Genomic DNA, 22,320 nt, shown 5'->3' with positions numbered 1-22,320 from the left:
CATGAGTTGGGCCCGGATAACCTGTGGGTATGAAGAACCTGGACCTGAACCTGCTGCCTCAACTTCAGGTCCTGCTGGAACTCCGGAACATCTCCCGGGCGGCTGAGCGGCTTCAGCTCAGTCAGCCGGCCACCAGTGCAGCGATGGCCAGGCTGCGGCGTCATTTCGACGACGAGCTCCTGGTCCGGAACGGCCGCACCTACGACCTCACACCCTTTGCGCAGTCCCTGGTTCCGCTGGTTGATGAAGCCGTGCTTCACATCCAGCGGGCCACACGCGTGAGGTCCGGTTTTGATCCCGCCACCAGTGAGCGGGAGTTCGTCATCGCCGCCTCGGACTATGCGGCGGCACTGATGGTGGGGCCGCTGCGGCAGATCCTTCGCGAGGAGGCCCCGGGCGTCTCGGTGGATTTCATGCCTACCTCAGGTTTCCAGGGCCAGATGGCCGATTATTCCAAGATAGACCTGCTCGTGGGGCCCACAGGCTACCAGCTGCAAGGGGCCAGCAAACAGATCTTCCGGGACGGCTTCGTGATCGTCGCCAGCGACGGGAATCCCCTTCTCGAGAAGCCGGTGCTCACGGTTGAAGACCTCACCACCGTGCCGCACGCCGTCGGCTATTTCGGTGAGGGAATCAGCACGCCGGCGGACAAGCTGTTCGTGTCCCGGGGAATCCAGCGCCGGGTGGCGGCCGTAGTGGCGGGTTTCCTGTCCTTGCCGCTCCTGGTCGAAGGGACCGACCTTGTGGCGATGGTCCCGCGGATGCTGGCGGCACGGGCCCAGCGCGGCGCGGACATCGTTGTCCTCGAGTTCTCCGAAGGTACCGAAGCATCACTGGTGGAGGCCATGTACTGGCATCCGTCCCAGACGGAGGACCCGGCCAGCCTGTGGCTGCGCTCAGTGGTCCAGCGGGCTTGTGCGCGGCTTCAGGAACTCTTCCCCGTCACAGCCCACCCGGTGACGATCCACGCGCCGGCTGTGCAGGGCTAGGCTCCGGCACCGCTCAGTCGTTGAAGGCACGGTACGTGAAGTTCTTGAACCGCACTTCACCCGTTCCGGCTGCGAACAAAGCCGGGCGCAGACTGAGGAGTTCGTCGGCCGTATTGGTGTTATAGCCCGCGACGTTGAAACGGAGCCCATGCCTGGTCCAGTCCGTCCCGTTTAAGCTGTAGTACTGGGTAACAATGTGGTTTTCATTGACTATTCGCAGGTGCATCCTCCGAGCCGCAGGAGCAGGTTCACGCCAGTACGGAATGGCCCTGCCGGCGCGATAGCTGGTCATGTGGCCGCCGTCGTGACCCATGCCGCAGAACAGGCGGTCGCTGTAATAAAGCAGCAGCCCGCCCTGGGCGCTGTCGCGAAGTTCCATCTCAACCGTGATTTCGTATCGCCGGTCGCCGACGATACACGTTAACGCCGAGCTGTCCGACGGGCCTGACCCGCGGGCTTGCAGAACCAACCCGGCGTCAAAGGATGCCCGGAGATACTCGTCCTTGGTCGGAGCATGAAATGACCAGTGGGTTCCAAAGCGCGCGGTGGAAAAATCATCGGACAACGGCGTGCCATGGACCTGATCGGCTGCCCGAGACACGGCGGGCAGGGGTGCCGGCAGTACCGCCGAAAGATCGCCCCCGCCTGCTCTGGGCCATCCATCCTGGTCCCATTCGATGGGTTCCAGGAGCGTTTGCCTGCCGAGGGTGGCGAATGCGTTTTCGTAGCCGTGATAGATGCTCCACCATTGGCCGTTGGGGCCTTCGAACAGGGTGGCATGCCCCTTGCTCCACCAGGGCTCGTCCGCATCCCATGTCCTGATGATGGGATTGCTGGGACAGTCCTCCCACGGGCCTTCAACGGAGCGGGAGCGGGCGACAGTGACCATATGCCCGGTGGGCGGACCTGAAGTGCCGCCAACCGCCGTCGTGAGGTAGAACCATTCACCGCGGCGGGTCAGCTTGGGCCCCTCCAGTGCATAGGCTTCAACCACCCAGTCGTCGGGGTAGCGCCAGCCGTCGTAGACGTGCTCCACGGGTCCGTGTGTAGATAGTCCGTCGTCGGCGAGACGGACCCGGCTGACTCCACTGAGGAACAGATAGCGGTTGCCGTCCTCTCCCACGACGTGCCCCGGATCAATATGCCCTTCAATGCCCAGGTTGATCGGCTCGCTCCAAGGTCCCGCCATGTTCTCGGCATGGATGACATAGATCAGCACAGGCGCAGCTGGATCCGGGGAGACGGCGGTGGGAATGATCGGGATATAGATAAAGTAGCGGCCGTCCACTTTGCACATGTCTACCGCAAACACGCAACCGATGGGCGTGGCAAGGGCCGGCCCGAGCGGTTGCCAGTTCAACAGGTCCCGTGAGTGCCAAATGATGAGTCCGGGCGTGGACTCAAACGACGAGAAGGTCAAGTAGTAATCATCCCCGTCCCGCAGGATGGCCGGGTCCGGGTGGTCCCCAGCGAACACCGGGTTCAGGTAAGTTCCGTTGCCGAGGTCGGACCGGCGTTGCCCCTCCTGGCTCACAGCGGGAGAGGCCATTTGATGTGTCATACATCCAGTCTTTTCATTAGTGGAGATTCCTGCCGGTGGTTGTAGACCAGGCTCAGTGGCCCAAGTAAACCTGCGGGCAGGATTTCGGCTTCTTCGTTGAAGACGCTCGTCATGGGTGGGTAGAGCGTTCCGGTGTTGCCGCGGGCTTCAGCAATCAGCCGGTTGCGCCACGGATTGGTGACCCTGATCTCTACCCGGTTCCTCCCGGGCCGCAGCGCGTTGGTGGACACCCGGTAGGGAGCAGTCCAGAGAATTCCTGATTCTTCTCCGTTGATTTTGAGGTGCGCTACATCAGCAACATCGGCGAACTGGACAGCGTGCGGGAGCTCGGGGCCGTGGAGCTGGAACTCAACCACGTAAGTGGCCGTTCCCGAGAAGTGCAACGCCCCGATTTCGGGATCGGTCCAGAAGGTGGCGTGGGCCAGCTGCACCGACTCGGAACCCGGGATCGTGAGCGTCCATTGACCAGCGGCCTCGGTAACCCGCTCCTTCCCGGGGCCCAGATCAGCTTCGCCTCTGAGAATGAAGAGGGAACCGTAAGGGGGCAGCTGTACATCGAAGCCGTCTTCCGCAGGTGGGAGGGCATGTTGTTGTAGCGTCACCGGGTCCCAGGCAAGGAATCTGCCGTCACTGTTCGGCAGCGTCACGGTGGTATGCAGGTCTTCGTTGACAGGGTTGGCGATGAAGAGCAGGGGCTGGTCCCCGTCCACCCATCTCGCGATCCGCCGCACCCGGGTGTCTTCGACGATCACGGAAGGAGGGAAATGCTCCTGAAGCACGGAAGCCAGATCTGCAGTGGGGAAAATCTTGCCACTGTTCGGGCTGCCCCAGATGAGGTGACACAAACGCTCGTACTCGGTGTCGTCGTCAGCCAGCGAGCGTTTAGCCGTTGGACGTTCGCCGACCACCGTTGCGCCCTGTTCCACCAATCGCAGGATGGATTGGAGGGCGCCTGTGCTCATCCTGTTGCTGGCACCGCCGAGGTAAAGAAGTCTGTAGCGGGAGGTGCCCGCCTGCAGTTCGCCTCCCTGAACGTTCAAAACCGTCCTGAGCGCATCCGGGCCGATGTAATCGTAGTCGTAGTCAGCTGGAACGTCGCCGTTGCAAGCATCACCGAAAAGGGCGGTGACGGGTGCTTCCTCGCCGATGAAATAGGCGATATCGACAGCTGGCCGGCCAAGAGAAAGAAGGTGCGAGCATCGGGCCAGATAGTCCACCCAAGGCTTGGCAACGGAAGCCCAGGTTTCGTTGCGGGTGAAGGATTGGCCGAGCGAGGGCGCCAGGGCGATCCCGGGCGGTGGTACCTGGGTGGGTTGGTGCGGGGAAGTGTGGATGCAGAATCGTGTCACTCCGAGTGACAGCTGGAGGTCAGCGACGTGCTTCAGGGACTTCGGCGAATCACTCCAGGGGTTTCGTCCCGAGGTAAAGGCTTCAGCGCCGGTGTGGCTGCGTCCGTAGACATGCGCCACCGATGATGCCCCTTTGAGGTCCGCGACGTAGGTCGGTGCGGGTCCGGCCTTAGAGTCGAAAGTCCACATCGCCCCCATGGGGACGTCTGCGTGCGAGCGCATGGCAAGATCGTCGCCGAGCTGCGGCCTGCGGTCTTCCAGCGCCTCCGCGTAGTAGATCGAACCACGCTTATGTGCTTCTTCGGACAACGTGCCGTAATAGGACTCGGCGAAGACTTCAGCAAGTGTGCGACGAAAATCAGCGAGGAAGAGGTCGCTGGAATGGATGTCCTCCACCAGGAACCCTGCCATGGTGATCAACCAGGGGATCATGTCGTAGCCGCGAAGGTCGAAAAATCGGCGGTGGAGCTGATCCGTAATGTTCTGCAGTCCGGCCTCGATGCTGTCGCTAAGAAGGCCATCAATGGGGGCGTCACCGAACTGTGCCAGATGGGTTGTGATGTAGCGGCGGACTCTTTCACTGTCGAGTTTGTCCACCTCGAGACCTGTAGCTTCCGGGAGCGCCGGGCCGTTGGTCTGACCCGTGAGGGAAGAACCAAATCGGATGATTCTCCAGGTTCCCTCGGGCAGCGGAGCGGTCAGCCTTCCCTGTGAGAGGTGCCCGCTGACGTTCAGGACGTCGGCCAGCGGCACTACCCCGAATACTGCACCCGGGTCTGTATCAAGGGCGTCGTAGTCCAGTGCAGTCGCGAAACCGCACTTGGCCTCCCTATGGGCCGGCATGCCTGTTTCGTAGAGGGCAAATTTACGGACGGTGTGCTCCCTGAGCGGCTGAAACACCGGCGGGGCCACCACCCCTTTCTCGAACGCTGCCAGCACCGTCGACATCCCGGCCGCATGCAGCCGCAACCGGAAACGCGTCCCGGTAACCGCGGGGAAAGACATGGTCCGCGAGGGGCATTGCGTCGCCGGCAACGTGCAGATGGAAACGTAACCGCCGTCGTCATTTTGGACCTGCAGGGTCGCAATGGCGGGCGGAGCCGCGCCAAAGCCGTGAGGGGCGGGGAGCTCGATAACACAGGAACGCACGGTCACGGGTGCGGCAAAGGACTGTTCGATCCAGGCCACGGAGTGGTTGTCCGGGTCTCGGGCCAGCCGGAATTCTTCGACGGCGGTTGCATGGGTAACGGTGACCGCTTCAACAGGCGGGTCGGAGGTGCGGACAAAGGCGGGGTTCAAAGCATCGTGGTTGCTGTGGAACGGGATGGCCAAGGCGAAGAGATCTTTGGCGTCTCCCGAGCCTTCATGCGGCTCGACTCCCCACCTGGGAATGTCCTGATATGGTCCTGCGACGTCCGGGAGTTTGTTGAGTTGGATCAGTTCGCCGCCTTCGACGACGGTCTGGGACCATACCAGCTTGCGCATGGCATCGGCCTTATCAACCCATGGGGCTCCAGCTGCGCTCCACCCCGCTGAGGTGGCTACGGTGAAGTCCAGGCCGAAGTCGTGGGCCGTTGCTGCCGCAACGGCGATAGCTTCCCGCCACTGCTCGCTGCCGGGAAGCACAGCTTCTTCCACAACAAGCGGATTACCCAGCGCCCCGTCAAAGGCTTGGACACCTCGGACCCCCACCGAGTGGAGCCAGTGAAGGTCCGCCCGAATGCCCTCGAGTTCGACGTTGCCGTCCATCCAGTGCCACCAGGCACGCGGCCGTGCCGAAGCCGGCGGATCAACGAACTCACTCCACAGAACTTCGCTCGATTGATGCGTTCCGGTGGTCCCGTTCACGTGAGCATCCCGGATTCGCTCCGGGAAGTTGACGGCAGGTTGAGGCCGGCGCCGTAGGGATAGAGCGGATCTTCGGTGTCGTTTGCGACGTCGGGATGTGAAACTTCGACGGCGGCCATGGAGCGAGGCAGCTCGATCGGCAACCGGCCCTTCGGTGGGATCGCAGCAGTCAAAGCATCCAGCAGGGCAGCATCAGATGCGCCGAAGTTCGCCGTAATGGCAGTTGCGATGTCTTCGAATGGGGTCAGGATCGCTGCCCGCTCAAGGTAGACGTCCAAGATCACGGGAAGTTCTGCTGCAAGTGCTCGCACCCGTGCGATCTCCTCGTCCGGGAAGTCGAGGCTCCCCTGATGCGTCATGGCATCGAGGAAATACTCGTTGCGTGGTTCGAATGGTGCTGCCAGGCGTACAAGGGCTACATCAGCATCTGCTATCTCCGGGACGAGGATCGCCTGATGAATGACCACGGCTGGATCCACACCTTCGACATATATGCGGGTACCGGGGGCAAGGGGCAGCAACCCTTCGTTCTTGAGGATGGTGATGGATTCTGCCTGGGCGCGGTGTCCGGCTGCGCGGAACGGCTCAGATCCGACCACCTCGTTGACCTTATCCGCGTCAACGTACGGATTGTCGAAGAGCCCGAGCTCGAATTTAACCCGAAGGATTCTCAGCACCGATGCATCCACCCGCTCCGGTGACAACTTGCCGCTGGCCAGCAGTTCAAGCACCAACTCCGTGCAGGATTCGCCACCCAGCTGGTCCACGCCGGCATCGAACAGCTTCTCCACCCGGTCAAGTGGACTGAGATGCTCAACGCCCCACGCCTTTGCGGGGAAGGGCAGGCCAAAGACCTCGAGATCAGTGACAAGCTGCCAGTCCGTAAGGACAACACCATCGAAGCCGAGCTGTTCGCGAAGAAGTGACGTGATCAAGTACTTGTTGTACGAAAAGCCCACCTCCTCCACTTCGATGCCATTGATAACAAGCTCTTTCGCCAGTGAGTAATAGGGCATGATCGCGCTTATGCCGGCGTCAATCGCTGCGCTGAACGGCGCCAGGTGTTCATTAAAGTTGCCGCCGGGGTAAATCTGGGCTTTACCCTGCGGGAAGTGGGGATCCTCCCCGTCTTCTTGGGCGCCTCCGCCCGGGAAGTGCTTGGCCGTGCAAGCCACGCTCGTGGATGACAGCTTCCCGCCCTGGAGACCTGCGATGAGCAACGCACCGTACTCTGAGGTCACCGCCGAGTTTGAACTAAAGCTCTGCAGTTGGCGAGCCCAGCGCGGCTCGGATGCCAGGTCAATCTGTGGGTGAAGAGCTGCACGAAGCCCTACGGCGACATACTCGCTTCTGGCGGTCTCCGCGAAGTCGCTCATGACGGCAGGATCGCCGAGGGCGGCCAAGCCCATGGGTTCGGGCCACTGTGAAAACGAGCCGGTGGCGAAAGCCATTCCGTCGTTTTGTGCGAAGCCGTGGCGGGGATCGGTGGCGAAGGTGATGGGGATCCCGTGTGGCGTGAGCTCTGCAAGTTCCTGCATGGCGTTCTGCCAGCGGGCCATGTGCCGGGCCGACGGGAAGCGGCCAATGTTGAAATGGTTGATGGCCCTGCCAACCACAAAGTCACGCGGAGACTCCGGTCCGAAGGGACTGGCCGTATCGTGATCCGCCACTTCACCCACAACCATCACCGTGTTGAACAGCAGCCCGGCTTTCTCTTCCACCGACAAACGCATCAGAAGATCCTTGGCGCGGGTTGAAGGGTCCAGCCGTGGATCTTCGTAGGGATCGAGGACTCCGTTTCCGTTCAAGTCGCGGTACTGGACACCGTCTTCAGTCGTTGAAACAGATCGCCGCACGCGGCCTCCTTGTGTGATGGGTTTCATATAGTTTATCCGCTTACCGGAAAAAGTTATAGACTGGACCTGTTCAACGCAAGCTAAAGTTGCGGATGGTGGCCCGGAAAACGCCCGCACCGTGGGGCAATGACGGAAGTGCCATCGGATTGTCGACGCTGGTTGCGGCAAGGCGCTGAAGGCGCTTGGAGGGAAAATCATGGCCATAGAGCGTTACACCGGATTGGCGTCGGTGCTGAAGACAATCCGTTGGCAGGGCGGCATCACGCAGGCAACCCTGACCGATCAGGTGGGCCTGGGGCGCAGCGTTGTTGCCGAGAGAGTTGCGGAACTCGAACAGATCGGGCTCATTCATTCCCCCGGCCGCGCGCCCTCTACTGGAGGACGGACTGCCAAGCTGTTGTCACTCAACGCCCAGGCCGGCTACGTCGTTGGCGTGGACATCGCCTCTAATGAGATGGTAGTCAGCGCTTCCGATCTTGCCGGCGCCTTGCTCGGCACCCGCCATCGGGAACTATGCGACGTCGGCGAAGGGCCCGCGCGGATCCTCGACCAGGTCAACGCCATCATCGAGGAAGTTGTCCGGGAGCAAAGCAGCAACAACTTGCTCGGGATCGGCGTAGGCCTCTCCGGTCCAGTCAATTTCGACACCGGCACTCCCGTCGGCGTACCGGTCCTGCCCGGCTGGGATGATTACCCGGTGCGGGAAGAGTTTGCGGCGCGGTGGCCGGTTCCGGTCTGGGTAGACAACCGCGTCAATCTCCTGGCTTTGGCTGAAATTGAAAGCAATCCGCGGGCCGCCAAAGCAAAGCACCTGCTCTATTTCGGAGCCGGCGCCGGGGTTGGGGCCGCCCTCATCACCCACGGCCGCCTCTACCGCGGCTCCCACGGCCTGGCTGGCTCCATTGGCCACGTGGCCGTACCCGAGGCCGGAGTGATCACCTGCAGGTGCGGACGCACGGGCTGCCTTGAGGCCGTCACCAGTGGATGGGCGATCGAGCGGGACGGCTTGATGCTGGCCCAAACGGGACGCAGCCCGTACCTCGCGCAAGTCCTTAAGGAGACCGGACGGGTCCGCGCCTATGACGTGACGCTGGCCGCTGAGCACGAAGATGCCGCCGCGAAGGAACTACTCAACCGAACAGCTGCGCTCCTTGGAAGCAGCCTGGCAACCCTGGTAAGTTTCTTCGCTCCTCACATGCTGGTTGTCGGCGGTGGCATTGCCCGGGCCAAAGACATCGTGCTGAAGCCCATACAGCAAGCAGTCCTGGAACGGCTGCCCTCAACAGGTGCACCGGACCTGCTCGTGGAGTTGTCGGCCATTGACGAGCAGGTAGGCGGCGTCGTCGGCGCCGCTCAGCTTGTTCTTGGCGAGCTCTTCTCCAAAGACAACCTCCCCGGGCTCCTCGAGCGGCTGAACCAACCCCTCAACCAAGGCAGTGAGGGGCTTTCTGCCTGATATTCCGAACGACGGAAGAAGTTGTTGACTTATTCCGGTCACCGGATTATCTTTGTAATAAGCGCCACAAAGCGCTCTGCCAGCAACATTAACCTCGACGGCGAGGGGGACTACATGGAGCACACCCTCTGCATCCGTTCGCCCTGCGCCGGTAACGCAGACAGGGAATCCGCGGGATTCCCCGTGAAGCAAGGCGCCCTTCCACGGCCTTTCAGCCACCATTCACAGCAATACCTATCGATCTCCGTAGCGTTGTCGCCGGAGAACAGTCGGATCACTCGAAGCTGAGCTTTCGACGCCTTGTCTAGGAGAAACATGCGCAAACTAGTCGGCATTGCCGCCGTCACAGCCGTCATGGCGCTTACCGCCTGCACCGGCTCCTCCCCTGGCGGTTCCACTGCCCCCACTGAATTGGACTTGGCAGCCATTGCCCCGCCGGAGTCCTTCTCGCCGGGCAACTTCGGTACCGGCCCCACCACGATGTTCCTGCAGCCCGTGTACGACTCCCTTTTCCGGAACACCAATGAGGGAGAACCGGCCGAAAACATTGTGACCAAATGGTCCTACGACGACACCCGGACAATGCTGTCCCTCACCATCAGGGAAGGAGTTAAATTCACCGATGGAACGCCCCTGGATGCGGACGCCGTAAAGGCCAACCTGGATTCCGCCCGTAAGGGCACCGGCGAAGCCGGCGGGCAACTTCGCTTCATCCAAGAGGTCGCTGTCACGGATGCCACCAACCTCACGGTCACGCTCTCCGCCCCCGACCCGTCGTTAGTGCCGAATCTGGGCGGGACAGCCGGCATTCTTGCCAGTCCGAAAGCCTTGGGCACTCCGGAGTTGGACAGCGCTCCCGTCGGTTCCGGCCCCTACATACTTGATGCCGCAAAGTCCCAGACCGGCATCAAGTACGCCTACACCAGAAATCCGGACTACTGGAACGCCAAAGCCTTCCCCTTCGATACCGTCGAAGTCACCGTCTTCAACGACAACAACGCCACCCTTAACGCGCTGCGCGCAGGGGAGACGGACTTTGCAGTAGTTACAGACAAAGATGGAAACAGCCTCAAGTCCGCAGGCCTGAACATCCAGTCCAGTCCCGCTTACACCAGCACCGGCCTTTACTTGTTCGACCGGAAGGGCTCTTTGGTCCCTGCACTTGCCGAGCCCAAGGTGCGCCAGGCAATCAACATGGCAATGGATCGGGATGCGATCCACGCACAGGTCTACGGCGGTAAGGGAAAGGCCACCAGCCAGGTCTTCAGCTCCACCAGTGATGCCTACATCCCTGAGCTGGACAAGAAGTACCCCTTCGATGTGGAGACCGCGAAGAAGCTTCTCGCCGACGCAGGCTATGCCAACGGCTTCACATTGCCAATGCCGGATGTATCACCTATTTACCCCGACCAGCAGGCGGCTGTCACGGAAGCGCTCACAGCAATCGGTGTCACCCCCCAGTACCAGCCTGTAAATGGCCAGTCCTTCATCTCGGATCTGCTGGCAGGAAAGTACCCCGCAGCTATTTTCGGACTCAATAGCCCGCGCCCTTGGGATTTCGCGCAGATCGCTCTCACTCCCGAATCACTGTGGAACCCGTTCCGCGTCTCCGATCCAACTGTGGTCGATCTGATCAACAAGGCACAAGGCGAAACCGGTGAGGTCCAAAACGAAACGTTCCGTCAACTGAACACCTATCTGGTGGACCAAGCCTGGTTTGCGCCCTACATCCAGTCTGACAACGTCTTCGCAAGCAACGCCGAAATTACGGTGACGCCGCAGCGGTATTCCACTATGCCGCCGCTCTGGGGCTTTACTCCCTCGAACAAGTAGGTGTGAGGCCGGCCCAGGCCGGCCGGCCTCCCACTGCCCATTTCGTCATCTTCCCGAAGCCCAAGGAGCTGCCGTGCTGATGTTTATCCTTCGCCGCCTGGCCTCAGGACTGGTGCTCATGTTCGTTATTTCCACAGCCACGTTCTTCCTCCTGAACCTCACGGGGCAAGACCCTGTCCGTCAGGTTCTGGGGCCTGTGGCTTCGGCAGAACAGGTGGAGGCCAAGCGCCAACAACTGGGCCTCGATGAACCGTTGATCACCCAATACTTCCAATGGCTCGGATCAGCCGTACATGGAGATTTGGGCCGGTCCTGGTTCACCAACCAGCCAGTAGGAGAATTGCTCTTCCAAACGCTCCCTCCCACCCTGTCCATGGTGATCGGATCACTGATCCTCGCCGCTGGTTTCGGAACATTGATTGGGGTCACTGCTGCATTGCGCCGGGGACGACTTGATCGCGGTCTCCAGGTGGCGTCGACCTTGGTTCAAGCCATTCCCGGCTTCCTGGTGGCCCTCGTCCTGGCCCTGGTTTTCGCTGTCCAACTTCGCATGTTTCCGGCTACCGGGTTCACTGCCTTCACGAATTCTCCCGGCAAGTGGCTCGCCTCCATCACCCTCCCGGTGGTTGCTCTGGCGTTGGGTTCCTTGGCTTCCATTGCCCTGCAGGTCCGGGGGTCAATGATCGATGTCATGCAGCAGGACTTTGTCCGGACACTGCGCAGCCGAGGCCTCCCCGAGCGAAGCGTCGTGGTGAAGCATGCCTTGCGCAGCGCTGCCGGTCCGAGCCTCACCACGGTTTCTCTGATGTTCATCGTGGCCATCTCCAGTTCGGTGATCATTGAGAAAGTTTTCAATATCCCCGGTATCGGCACCCAGGCCAATAACTCTGCCAGCCGCGGCGACCTTCCTGTTGTACTCGGGATCGTCCTGGTCACAGTGGTGCTCGTCGTCGTCGTCAATCTCCTCGTCGATCTGGCTCAAGGCTGGATCAATCCGAAAGTGCGTGTCTCATGACCGACAACCTTGTCACCGGCACCCGCAAGTCGCTGGAAGTGGTTAGCTCCGCACCCCAAGGCGACAAACTGATCAGGAAGTTCCTTCGTGAACCCGCAGCAGTGATTTCGCTGGTGTTCCTCGCCTTGCTGGCGGTAGTCGCGATGCTCGCACCGTTGATCTCTTCTTACGATCCCACCGCCACCCGCCTCGCCGATGTCCTGGCGCCGCCTTTCACCTCCGAGCATCCTTTGGGCGCTGATGGTGTGGGCCGCGATGTGCTGGCGAACCTCGTCTACGGCGCCCAAACCAGCCTTTCAAGTGCCGCGATTGTCATCGCAGTGAGCCTGCTGATTGGAGTACCAACCGGGCTCTTGGCAGGTTACCGACAGGGGTGGATCGACGGCGTCAGCATGTGGATCAGCGGTGCTCTCCTGTCGCTGCCCGCAATCGTCGTGCTCCTTGTAGTGCTGGCCCGCGTAGGACGCAGTACCTCACTTGCGCTGGTGGTGTTCGGCATACTGATCGCTCCATCGGTGTTTCTTCTCATCCGCGGCTCGGTCCGGGCCGTGCGGGAAGAGCTGTACGTGGACGCAGCCCGTGTCTCCGGCTTGAGCGATATCCGCATCATGGTTCGCCATATCCTTCCGGTAGTCATCACGCCCACCATCATCCAAGCGGCACTGTTGGCAGGCGCCGGCATTGGAATCGAAGCAGGTATTGCCTTCCTTGGCCTTGGCTCATCTGACAAGGCCAGTTGGGGACTTATGCTCAACGACGCATCGCAAAACATCTTCAACGCTCCGTGGCTGCTTCTCTGGCCAAGTGTTGCACTGGTGCTGACGGTCATGGCCTGCACCCTGGTGGGTAATGGCTTCCGCGACGCCTTGGCGAATTACGGGTCCTCAGCCGGCCGCGTCAAGACGGTAAAAGCTGCCAAACACCCCGGCTCAACTCCTGAACCCGCACGGCCGATGGAAAAGGCACCTGTGGATCCGGGGGACACGCTCCTGGTCATCAACGACCTCAGGGTTTCCTACCCCCGCCCCAACGGGGAAAAGTCCGACGTTGTCAAAGGTGTTTCCCTCAGGGTGGAGCGCGGCCAGATCCTTGGCCTGGTGGGAGAATCCGGTTCCGGCAAATCGCAGACTGCCTTCTCGATCCTGGGCCTCTTGCCCGGGCAAGCCGACATGACCGCGGGAACTCTGAGTTTCGCCGGAGTGGATCTGCTCGGAATGACTCCGAAAGAGCGCAATCGCCTGCGCGGGGCCCGGATCGGTTACATCCCCCAGGAGCCCATGAGCAACCTCGATCCTGCCTTCCGCATAGGGTCCCAACTTACCGAGCCAATGCAACACCATCTGGGAATCTCGGCGAAGGCTGCTAAAGATGAAGCCCTCAAACTCCTCGCCCGCGTAGGCATTCCTGATCCTGAAAGGGTCTTCAGGTCCTACCCGCATCAAGTCTCAGGCGGAATGGCGCAGCGCGTGCTCATTGCCGGAGCCGTTTCCTGCAATCCGGAGCTTCTTATCGCTGACGAACCCACCACGGCGCTGGACGTCACTGTGCAGGCCGACGTGCTGGACCTCATTCGCAGCCTTCAGGCCGAACGGGGAATGGGCGTCGTCCTGGTCACCCACAACTTCGGAGTGGTAGCGGATCTTTGCGACCAAGTGGCCGTGATGCGCGACGGCGAAATTGTGGAGGTAGCTGCGGTGACTGACCTGTTCATGAACCCCCGGGAAGAGTACACGCGGCTCCTCCTGGACTCTGCGCTCGATTCAACCTCGAAAACAGCAAACCACCGCCCCATCGATTCAGGCATGACCACCGAGACAGAGGGTGCACGATGACTTCCGTCAACCAGAACCCCTCGCCGGAAGCAGAGCCCCTCCTGCGGATCACTGACCTGACGGTCGATTACAGGATTGGCGGGTTGGGTCGAAAACGGACATTCCGGGCGTTGCAGGGCGTGAGCCTCGATATTAAGCCTGGGGAAACCTTGGGGCTCGTGGGCGAGTCCGGCTCGGGCAAGTCAACCATTGGCCGTGCCGTGCTGGGACTTGCCCCTGTGACCAATGGCGACATCCGTTTCGATGGCAGGTCAATCACCGAGCTCAGCAAGAAAGAGCGCCGGGCGCTGAGCAGCGATATCCAGGTGGTGTTTCAGGATCCTTACACCTCACTGAATCCGTCAATGACCATCAGCGACATTTTGTCCGAGCCGATGCAGGTAGCCGGCACATCCCGGCCTGATGCACAACGGCGGGTCCGGGAGCTCCTTGATGTTGTAAATCTGCCCTCCAACGCCAGCACCCGCTACCCTCGCGAGTTTTCCGGTGGCCAAAGGCAACGCATTGCAATTGCCCGTTCTTTGTGTCGGAATCCTAAGCTCATTGTGTGTGATGAGCCCGTCAGTGCATTGGACCTGTCCACCCAGGCACGGGTTCTTCAACTTTTCTCCGACATACAAGAGCAGACCGGGGTCTCGCTCCTGTTTGTCACTCACGATCTGGACGTGGTGAGGCACATCAGCGAGCGCGTCGCAGTGATGCGACGGGGAGAAATCGTGGAGACAGGCATCACGGAGCAGGTGATTGCCAAGCCGCACCACGCCTACACGAAGGCCCTCCTCCTGGCCTCACCCATCGCCAACCCGGCCCTGCAAGCCGAACGGCGCCGGGAACGACGACTTTTTCTTGACGCCCAGCCTGCACCGTCCACAGCGGTCCGCTGAGCAAACCATCAGGGCGTGAAGCCCTCCCTTCTACAGACTCCTGGAGAACAGCATGACCACCACAGCAGTACCTTCAGCGCGCCCTTATCCAACTGTCGTTGACGTCGCAATCATCGGCAGCGGCCCTGCCGGCGCCACTTATGCACGGATACTTTCCGAGCTCAGCCCCCAGGCGAGCATTGCCATCTTCGAGGCCGGACCGACCATCAGTGATCCGCCCGGATCCCACGTTAAGAACATCGCAAGCGTGCAGGACCGCGAAGCTGCCCAGCGCCGTTCGGAGGGAAAAGTGAGCGCCCTGCCGACCGGCGGGAACCTCGCAGAGTACGCACGCGACGTCGCACGCCCGGTGCGGCCCGGCACCTTCCTCCTCGACGACGGTTGGCAGCAGCCCGGCGAGGCTGGATTGCCGGGTCTTGCATTCTCCAGCAATGTTGGCGGGATGGCGGCGCATTGGACCGGCGCGTGCCCGCGTCCTGGCGGAAGCGAGCGTATTGCGTTCCTTCAGAACATGGACGAACTTCTGACCGAGGCGGAACGTCTCCTCTCGGTCAGCTCGGAGGCGCTGGCTGATGCTCCCCTGGCCGATCTCGTCCGCTCACGTCTGGCAACGGCGCTCGACGGCGGCCGCGCACCTGAGCGTCGCGTTCAGCCCATGCCGCTGGCGGTCCGCCGCACTGACGACGGCCGCTTCATCTGGTCTGGAGCTGACGTGGTGTTCGGTGACGAAACGCGGAACAACCCCCGGGCCCGCCTGTTCGACGAAAGCGTGGTTGTGCGGGTGCTGACAAACGGAGATGAGGTCAGCGGTGTACGGGTGCGCGACGACAAGACGGGAGACGAGCATGAAATTGCGGCCCGGTACGTCGTCGTTGCCGCGGATGCCCTCCGCGGTCCACAGCTGCTCTTCGCGTCCGGTATCCGCCCCGAAGCGCTCGGCCGGTACCTGAACGACCAGCCACAGATTGTCCACGCTGTCCGGTTGACCGGCGTCGAGGATGATGTTCCCGCTGCCTCGTCACGCGATACCACCATCACCGCCCAGAGCGGGGTCAGCTGGGTGCCCTTCACCGATGAGCAGCCCTTTCATGGGCAGGTCATGCAACTCGACGCATCACCGGTGCCAATCTCGGGTGACGTCATCCCTGGTTCGATCGTTGGCCTCGGGTGGTTCTGCGCAAAGGACCTTCAAGCGTCCGACCGCGTTGTTTTCTCCGAAGACACGACGGACGCCTACGGGCTGCCGGCGATGAACATCCACTACACCTTCACGGCCCGTGACGAACAGGCATTGTCCGCAGCACGTCTATCGGTGGTTGCCGCTGCCCGGTCCTTGGGCGAGCCATTGGGCGATGAACCGCTCACTTTCCCTGCCGGAGCCTCACTGCACTACCAAGGGACCCTGCGGATGGGGACATCCAACGACGGAACTGCCGTGTGCGATCCCACCGGACAGGTGTGGGATGTTCAGGGGTTGTTCGTTGCCGGCAACGGTGTCATTCCCACCCCTACAGCCTGCAACCCCACTTTGACCGGGGTGGCCCTGGCAGTCGCCGGTGCACGCCACATCGCCGAATCAATCAACTCCACGTCCACAGAGAAGTGAGGAAAACATGGTCCTCGAACGAGAACTGATCCAAAGCCGGGGCTTTCGGAACGTCCAGGAAGGAACCGAGACTGTCGGTTTCGAGATAGCCCTGCGCATGCCCAACTACCGAGGTGTCTGGGGAAGCCTCATAGACGGGGTGGCTGTCACGGTGGACGGTCAGGAATGGAGCCGGGAAGTACCGCGCTGGACACTCCAGGGACGCACTTTCAGTATTGGGGAACTGCGCCAATCCACCGATGTCCGCTGGCAGCTCGATGAACTGGCCACCGTCATGGTGCCGCTCGCAGGCGGCCTGACCGTAGGTGTCCATGATGTTCGCGTTGATATTGCCCTGTACGCGCCCTACATTCCGGCTGAATTCCAACCGTCAATTTTCACGTCCCAGCGAAAGGTCACGGTCCTCGCATGAGCAACCTCAAGTACGGCGTCTCCCTCTACAGCTACACCGGTGACATCAACACCGTCCTCACCCTGGAAGACGCCATGGCACAAATAGCTGACATCGGCGCCACCGGGATTGAGATCCTCGGCGAAGGTCATGTGCCCAACTATCCGGAACCGTCCACCGCTTGGATTGACCAATGGTACGGGCTTCTCGAAAAATACCAGCTGGAGCCTACCAACTACGGGTCCTGGATCGACTCAAGCATGTGGCGTGACCGCGACCTCACCGCAGATGAGGGTGCTGTGATGCTTGCTCGTGATCTACGGCTGGCCCATCGCCTCGGATTCACCTCAATCCGTCCCAAGATCGGCGTAGTGTCCATGGACCTGCGCCCCCACCCGATCTGGGAGGAAGTGATCGAGCGCAACCTCGATCTCGCAGCCGAGCTGAACCTCATCATTTGCCCGGAAATCCATGCACCCACTCCCATCAAGCACCCGGTGGTGGACGAGTACATCGCGTTCATCGAACGAACCGGATCGAAGAACTTCCGCCTGCTCATCGACACCGGCATCTTCCAACGGGCAATCACCACCGCCAAGCATGACGGTCTCAGCGAAGAAGCCCAGGAAGAAGGTTGGCGTAAACCCCTTGCCGTTCCCATGTCGGATCTAGTTGATGTTCTCCCGTACGTGTCGTTCATCCAGGCCAAGTTCTTCGACATCGACGAGAACCTCGTTGACGGCCAGATACCTTGGCGCGAGATCCTTCAAACCCTGAAGGAGAACGAGTGGTCGGGTTACCTGTCCAGCGAATACGAAGGCGATCGGCTGCCTTACCGATCCATCGAGCAGGTGCGCCGGCAGCATGCCCTTCTGCATAGCCTGGAGGCCGAGATCGCCGGGACGCCGTGACCGAAGTTCCCAGCAGCACGGTCCAGATCTCTCCCACGCGTCTCCGGCTCCTCATGGCAGCGCTCCTGGCGGTGTCATTCCTTGGAGCCCTCGATCACACCATCGTTTCGACATCCTTGGCCACTGTTGCCGGCGAACTCGGAGCCCTCCAGCATATGAGCTGGGTGGTAGTCGGGTACACGCTGGCGAGCACTGTCCTGCTCCCGGTCCTCGGAGGGCTCGGCGATCGGGTGGGTCCCCGGATGATCTTCCTCATTGCACTGATCGGCTTTGTTGCAGCTTCCTTCGTGTGCGGCCTCGCGCATGACATGACCCAGCTCGTCGTCGCCCGGGTCCTCCAGGGCATGAGCGCCGCGGGTCTTCAGCTGATGTCGCAGACGATCGTTGCCGAGGTAACAACACCAAGGCGACGTCCTCAGTACCTCTCACTCATCGGTGCTGCCTTTCCGGTGGCGATTCTGATCGGGCCCCTCCTCGGGGGCCTGATCACAGACCACTGGGGGTGGCCCTGGGTCTTTTGGATCAACGTCCCGGTGGGGCTGGCCGCGCTTCTCCTGGCAGTCATTGCCGTTCCGCATATCGAACCGGCGGGCAAAAAACGGTTCGACGTCGTTGGAGCACTGCTGCTCACCGCTGTCCTTGTGGCGGTGGTGCTGGCAGTCGCGTGGTTCAGCTCCGCAAACTCCTCAGCGTGGATCGCCCTTGGAGCAGGCTTAGCAGCGCTAGGTGGGCTTGTCGTCGTCGAGCGTGGCCAGCGCAACCCCATCATCCCCGTTAGCCTGTTCCGCAACCGCACCTTCAGTGCAGGTGTGGGACTCTCAGCAGTCATGGGTGCCGGACTCATCTCAGCCACGGCATACTTGCCAACGTATTTCCAGATGGCCTATGGAGTCAGTGCCACCATCTCAGGACTGGTTCCCATCGCCACTGTGCTGGGAATGTTGGTGGGCAACCTGGTGACGGGCTGGCTCGCGTCACGGACAGGCCGCTACCGTGTCTTTCCGATCGTCGGCACTGTGATGGGAGCACTCGGACTTGGAGCCATGTCCTTGCTGCCGCAGGGTGTGCACCTGTGGGTCCCGGCGTTGATCATGGCGTTCGTCGGCCTGGGCACGGGGGCGTTCATGAGCCTCGCCATTGCGATCGTACAAAGCGCTGCACCACGCAGTGAACTCGGCACAGCCACCGCAACCGCAGGGCTAAGCGGCCAGATAGGATCCACCATCGGTTCAGCCGTAGTGGGCGGAGTGGTGGGGTTCGGCGTCGCGTCGCTCTTGCCAACGGGGCTCGATTCCCACACCCTGACACCTGCCTTGGTCCACGCCGCCGATCCCGCCTTGCAGGCTGAGATCGCATCGATTTACCATGACGTATTTTCTCCCGTTTTCCTTGCACTGGCCGGCGTCTACATCGTGGGTTTCATTGCAGCTTTACTGCTGCCCGATGGACGCCTTTCCGATGAAGCCGCCGTCTCGGCAGGCAACTGTGCCGACCCTGCCAATCCGGACAACCCTGCCAACCTGGCACTGCAAGCGAAGGACTGACCTATGCAGGGAAACTGGCACAGCTCCAGATCGTCTGGAGACCGGACTCCGCTGAAGCGTCCAACCTTGCACGGAACGGTGCCGGGGCGCCTGTAAAGGCCTGATTTATCCGTAATTTCCGAATGATGAGGAACAAACATGCCAAACTCTGAACTTGCAGTCCAGGAAGAACTTACATCCCGGCCAAAAGCAGGTGCACGTAATCTTCCTCGACTGGAACGCGTCGGGAGCCATACACGGCTTATCGTTGACGAGAAGCCATTTCTCTGCATCGGTGGAGAGCTGCACAATTCCAGTGCGTCCGATCGGGCCTACATGTCGCCAATCTGGGAAAAACTGGCAAAGGCCGGTCTCAACTCCGTTATCGCTCCCGTGTCATGGGAACAAGTCGAACCTGTAGAAGGACGGCTCGATTTTTCGATCGTCGACGAATTGGTGGAAGACGCTCGGGCCTCTGGCATCCGATTGGTATTAATTTGGTTCGGAGCCTTTAAGAACGCTTCGTCCACCTATGCCCCCAGCTGGGTGCGTGCCGACCGGGAACGCTTCCCACGCGCGGACCTGGGCACCAGCCCCATGAAAACGCCCTTCTCCTACCCCGGATCCATGCCCAGGCCGAGTCTCTCCGTTTTCTCACACGACCTCTTCGAGGCCGACCGAACTGCTTACACTGCCCTCCTGGGGCATGTGGCCAGGATCGATCCGGACCATACTGTCATCATGGTGCAGGTCGAAAACGAAGTGGGGATGCTTGGCGCAGGAAGGGACTACAGCGCGCTGGCAGAGACTCGCTGGAATGCGCCGCTCCCCGAAGAACTGCTTACTGCCGTTTGGGAAGCACCGGATTCCTTCGCTCCGGAATTTGTAGCGGTCCTCAGCGCAAATTCGGACCCCAGCATGAGCTGGGCAGACCAGTTCGGCGACGACAACCCAGTTGCTCAAGAAACTTTCATGGCTTGGGGATTCGCATCCTATGTAGGAGGTCTGGCCGCCGCCGGGAAGCAAATTCTGCCGCTCCCTGCCTACACAAACGCCTGGCTTGGCCCGCAACAGGGGCAAGATAAGCCAGGTCAGTATCCCAGCGGGGGGCCAACTGCCAAAATGATTCCGGTGTGGCGGGCTGCTGCACCAGCTATCGACTTCCTCGCGCCCGATATATACGTCCCCAACTCGGCGGAAATCATGCGGCAGTACGCCTCTGACTTCAACCCCTTGTTTATTCCGGAAGCCCGGTTCCGCGCCGGAGACGCATTTTTGGCTCTCGGCGCCTTTGGAGGCCTCGGCTACAACGTCTTCGGTGTCGAAGAAGGCAGGGAAGGCAACCAGTTCAGCGCAGCCTGCGGGTTCATCAGGTCCCTCACTCCAGAAATAGTCGATGCCCAGTGCGATGGCCGAATTTTTGGTTTCGCCCTTGACCAGGACGAGGCTTCTGTCAGCGCTGAAATAGCCGGAATTGCCGTTACCGTCCGTAGTGCTAGGAAGCTCCTGGAAGGTATGCTCCTGGACGCTGGTGTGCGCGTCCCGCCAGCCTCGGAGCTCCCCGGAGAAACAGTTGCCGCGATCCATGGCCCTACTCCTGGAGACAGCCGTCCTTTCGGGTTGGTCCTCGCCGTCAACCCCAATGAGTTCATCATCGTGGGGCAAGGAGCGCAGGTGGATTTCCACAAGCCAGGGGCTGACGTTGAGCTTGATTCAGTACGGGAACTGGTCTTGACCGATGCAGGTTTGCAGGACGGAAGATATCTCAATGGAGACGAACGCCTCGAGATCCTTTCAGACAAGCACATTGGTGCCGTAAGGGTCCGTCTCTTGATCTCCGCAAGCCAGTAATCAACCGGGAATGGGGTGACGCCCTGCTCATAGCCCCACATCCCGTTTCACCTCGATATCCCAACGGGCTTGTGCGCGGCTGATATTTCCCGTGACCGGGACGTTCCGCGGACGTAGACTCGTGCTCACAGCGAGCCGTGCAGCGACTCAAACCACCCATGGAGGACTGCCATGAGCAACGTAACCACCAGCCCTGAGGCCGCGGCCGCCGCACAGACCCTGTTCCGGGTCGCTCTGGGAGGAGTGCTCATCGCCCACGGGTCCCAAAAACTCTTCGGTTGGTTCGGTGGGGGAGGCGTTGAAGGCACCAGCAAGGGCATGCACGCCATGGGGTTCCGCCCGGCAAAACCCAGCGCCGTCCTCGCGGGCGTCGGCGAAGCAGGAGCAGGGTTCGCTTTGGCGTTGGGTATGGCCACCCCTGCTGCCGGCGCCGCTGCTGCAACCACGATGGGCGTCGCAGCCAGCGTGCACGCGCCGAACGGCTTTTTCGCTACCGAGGGAGGCCTGGAGTATCCAGCCGTGCTGGGCCTGGCAGCAGCAGCGTTCACGATCGGCGGCTCCGGGCCCTACTCTTTGGACGCGCTCACCGGCCATGTCCTGGACCGCCCCTGGATGCGGGTAACCGCTTTAGCCGTGATCCCGACAGCCATCGCGATCCAGATCTACCGTCGACGCCAGGCCCTGGCCGCTGACGCTGCGGCCCCCGCCGCGGGCGAGGCCGCAGAAGAGGGCTGAACCTGTCCTAGATACCGGAAGGAGCCGCAGCGGCAACCCGGTTACGGGGCCTCGGCCGGGCTGGCACGCGGGTCAAAGCCTCGCGACGGGCGCCCACGGTGTTCTCGATGGTCCCGATGCCTTCCACCGTCATGCGGACCACGTCCCCGGTTTTTAGGGGCGGGGGAGTCTGCGAGCCGTTCCGTCCCCAGAGCTCGGCGAGGCAGCCGCTGCCGCAGGTGCCGGAGCCCAGGACATCGCCGGGCCGGACCACGGAGTCCTGGGACGCGTAAGCCACGAGTTCGGCGAAGGGCCAGCCCATGTTGGAGAGCAGGTCCTGGCCAAGGGGATCCCCGTTGACCTCTACGGCCATGGAGATGGGCAGGAACCCCTCGGCATCGTGCCGGTCCTCGAATTCGTCCGCCGTGACAATCCACGGGCCCAGCGTGTTGGCGAAGTCCTTGCCTTTGCACGGGCCGAGGCTGACCTTCATCTCCCGCCGCTGCAGGTCCCGCGCGGACCAGTCGTTGAGCACGGTGTAGCCGAAGATGTGGCGGTGCGCCTCCTCCGCGGTCAGGTTCCGGCCGTCGCTTCCGGGAACGCGGCCGACGACGGCGGCCACTTCCGTTTCAAAGTCCAGGTCCGTGCAGCCTGCCGGAATGCCGATCACCTCGCCGGTGCCTGTCACGGTGTGCGGGTTG

At 61.5% G+C, this 22,320-nt stretch carries 16 protein-coding genes; 12 read left to right on the top strand and 4 right to left on the bottom strand.

Going from position 1 to position 22,320, the window contains the following annotated elements; all coding sequences use genetic code 11:
* The first annotated feature begins 29 nt into the window (after positions 1-29).
* Positions 30-989: a LysR family transcriptional regulator gene (locus tag CXX84_RS10390; protein WP_102976646.1), complete on the top strand. Its 960-nt coding sequence runs from the start codon at positions 30-32 to the stop codon at positions 987-989.
* Positions 990-1,002: 13 nt separating this feature from the next.
* Here CXX84_RS10390 and CXX84_RS10385 read toward each other — a convergent pair whose 3' ends face one another.
* Genes CXX84_RS10385 through CXX84_RS10375 form a run of 3 tightly spaced genes read right to left on the bottom strand, consistent with a single transcriptional unit; the run spans position 1,003 to position 7,807 of the window.
* A complete protein-coding gene (locus CXX84_RS10385; RefSeq protein WP_223253061.1) occupies positions 1,003-2,550 on the bottom strand; it encodes a family 43 glycosylhydrolase in 1,548 nt (515 codons plus the stop codon).
* Entirely contained in the window at positions 2,547-5,747 is a 3,201-nt protein-coding gene (locus tag CXX84_RS10380) for a glycosyl hydrolase (RefSeq protein ID WP_223253060.1), read from the bottom strand. Before CXX84_RS10380 ends, CXX84_RS10385 begins: the two co-directional genes overlap by 4 nt.
* Positions 5,744-7,807, bottom strand: a complete 2,064-nt coding sequence (locus tag CXX84_RS10375; RefSeq protein ID WP_223253059.1) for a glycoside hydrolase family 3 protein — start codon at positions 7,805-7,807, stop codon at positions 5,744-5,746. The genes CXX84_RS10380 and CXX84_RS10375 overlap by 4 nt, the downstream gene beginning before the upstream one ends.
* Here CXX84_RS10375 and CXX84_RS10370 point away from each other — a divergent pair.
* The 11 genes from CXX84_RS10370 (at position 7,800) to CXX84_RS10325 (ending at position 21,640) form a co-directional block, all read left to right on the top strand.
* A complete protein-coding gene (locus tag CXX84_RS10370) occupies positions 7,800-9,059 on the top strand; it encodes an ROK family transcriptional regulator (protein WP_102976643.1) in 1,260 nt (419 codons plus the stop codon). The genes CXX84_RS10375 and CXX84_RS10370 overlap by 8 nt on opposite strands.
* 315 nt (positions 9,060-9,374) lie before the next feature.
* Positions 9,375-10,892: an ABC transporter substrate-binding protein gene (locus CXX84_RS10365; RefSeq protein WP_102976642.1), complete on the top strand. Its 1,518-nt coding sequence runs from the start codon at positions 9,375-9,377 to the stop codon at positions 10,890-10,892.
* Positions 10,893-10,971: 79 nt separating this feature from the next.
* On the top strand, positions 10,972-11,907 hold the full coding sequence (locus tag CXX84_RS10360; RefSeq protein ID WP_223253074.1) for an ABC transporter permease: 936 nt from the start codon (positions 10,972-10,974) through the stop codon (positions 11,905-11,907).
* A complete protein-coding gene (locus CXX84_RS10355) occupies positions 11,904-13,739 on the top strand; it encodes a dipeptide/oligopeptide/nickel ABC transporter permease/ATP-binding protein (RefSeq protein WP_102976640.1) in 1,836 nt (611 codons plus the stop codon). The genes CXX84_RS10360 and CXX84_RS10355 overlap by 4 nt, the downstream gene beginning before the upstream one ends.
* Positions 13,736-14,623: an ATP-binding cassette domain-containing protein gene (locus CXX84_RS10350; protein WP_102976639.1), complete on the top strand. Its 888-nt coding sequence runs from the start codon at positions 13,736-13,738 to the stop codon at positions 14,621-14,623. The genes CXX84_RS10355 and CXX84_RS10350 overlap by 4 nt, the downstream gene beginning before the upstream one ends.
* A 52-nt stretch (positions 14,624-14,675) precedes the next feature.
* The gene (locus CXX84_RS10345; protein WP_102976638.1) at positions 14,676-16,229 is read left to right on the top strand and encodes a GMC oxidoreductase; all 1,554 of its coding nucleotides are present in this window, start codon (positions 14,676-14,678) and stop codon (positions 16,227-16,229) included.
* A gap of 7 nt (positions 16,230-16,236) precedes the next feature.
* Complete coding sequence (locus tag CXX84_RS19315) at positions 16,237-16,641, top strand: DUF6379 domain-containing protein (protein ID WP_223253058.1); 405 nt, start codon at positions 16,237-16,239, stop codon at positions 16,639-16,641.
* Positions 16,638-17,531 (top strand): sugar phosphate isomerase/epimerase family protein, encoded by an 894-nt coding sequence (locus tag CXX84_RS10340; RefSeq protein WP_223253057.1) that lies wholly within the window; start codon positions 16,638-16,640, stop codon positions 17,529-17,531. The genes CXX84_RS19315 and CXX84_RS10340 overlap by 4 nt, the downstream gene beginning before the upstream one ends.
* Positions 17,528-19,075 (top strand): MDR family MFS transporter, encoded by a 1,548-nt coding sequence (locus tag CXX84_RS10335; protein ID WP_223253056.1) that lies wholly within the window; start codon positions 17,528-17,530, stop codon positions 19,073-19,075. The genes CXX84_RS10340 and CXX84_RS10335 overlap by 4 nt, the downstream gene beginning before the upstream one ends.
* Before the next feature lie 138 nt (positions 19,076-19,213).
* On the top strand, positions 19,214-20,905 hold the full coding sequence (locus tag CXX84_RS10330) for a DUF5597 domain-containing protein (RefSeq protein WP_146031866.1): 1,692 nt from the start codon (positions 19,214-19,216) through the stop codon (positions 20,903-20,905).
* Positions 20,906-21,076: 171 nt separating this feature from the next.
* Positions 21,077-21,640, top strand: coding sequence for a DoxX family protein (locus tag CXX84_RS10325; protein ID WP_102976637.1), 564 nt, complete (start codon positions 21,077-21,079; stop codon positions 21,638-21,640).
* Positions 21,641-21,647: 7 nt separating this feature from the next.
* Here CXX84_RS10325 and CXX84_RS10320 read toward each other — a convergent pair.
* Positions 21,648-22,320: fumarylacetoacetate hydrolase family protein (locus CXX84_RS10320; RefSeq protein WP_102976636.1), on the bottom strand; the 673-nt coding region annotated here is incomplete at its 5' end.

Origin of the sequence: Arthrobacter sp. AFG7.2 (genome assembly GCF_002892835.1) — a bacterium.
In the GTDB taxonomy this organism is placed as follows: domain Bacteria; phylum Actinomycetota; class Actinomycetes; order Actinomycetales; family Micrococcaceae; genus Arthrobacter.
The sequence above is the reverse complement of the archived record's forward strand: the minus strand, read 5'-3'. Positions and strand labels throughout refer to the sequence as shown.

Bases quoted from the DNA above. Each gene is read 5' to 3' on its own strand.
- CXX84_RS10390 (WP_102976646.1), top strand. From the start codon at position 30: ATGAAGAACCTGGACCTGAACCTGCTGCCTCAACTTCAGGTCCTGCTG.
- CXX84_RS10385 (WP_223253061.1), bottom strand. From the start codon at position 2,550: ATGACACATCAAATGGCCTCTCCCGCTGTGAGCCAGGAGGGGCAACGC.
- CXX84_RS10370 (WP_102976643.1), top strand. From the start codon at position 7,800: ATGGCCATAGAGCGTTACACCGGATTGGCGTCGGTGCTGAAGACAATC.
- CXX84_RS10375 (WP_223253059.1), bottom strand. From the start codon at position 7,807: ATGGCCATGATTTTCCCTCCAAGCGCCTTCAGCGCCTTGCCGCAACCA.
- CXX84_RS10365 (WP_102976642.1), top strand. From the start codon at position 9,375: ATGCGCAAACTAGTCGGCATTGCCGCCGTCACAGCCGTCATGGCGCTT.
- CXX84_RS10360 (WP_223253074.1), top strand. From the start codon at position 10,972: ATGTTTATCCTTCGCCGCCTGGCCTCAGGACTGGTGCTCATGTTCGTT.
- CXX84_RS10355 (WP_102976640.1), top strand. From the start codon at position 11,904: ATGACCGACAACCTTGTCACCGGCACCCGCAAGTCGCTGGAAGTGGTT.
- CXX84_RS10350 (WP_102976639.1), top strand. From the start codon at position 13,736: ATGACTTCCGTCAACCAGAACCCCTCGCCGGAAGCAGAGCCCCTCCTG.
- CXX84_RS10345 (WP_102976638.1), top strand. From the start codon at position 14,676: ATGACCACCACAGCAGTACCTTCAGCGCGCCCTTATCCAACTGTCGTT.
- CXX84_RS19315 (WP_223253058.1), top strand. From the start codon at position 16,237: ATGGTCCTCGAACGAGAACTGATCCAAAGCCGGGGCTTTCGGAACGTC.
- CXX84_RS10340 (WP_223253057.1), top strand. From the start codon at position 16,638: ATGAGCAACCTCAAGTACGGCGTCTCCCTCTACAGCTACACCGGTGAC.
- CXX84_RS10330 (WP_146031866.1), top strand. From the start codon at position 19,214: ATGCCAAACTCTGAACTTGCAGTCCAGGAAGAACTTACATCCCGGCCA.
- CXX84_RS10325 (WP_102976637.1), top strand. From the start codon at position 21,077: ATGAGCAACGTAACCACCAGCCCTGAGGCCGCGGCCGCCGCACAGACC.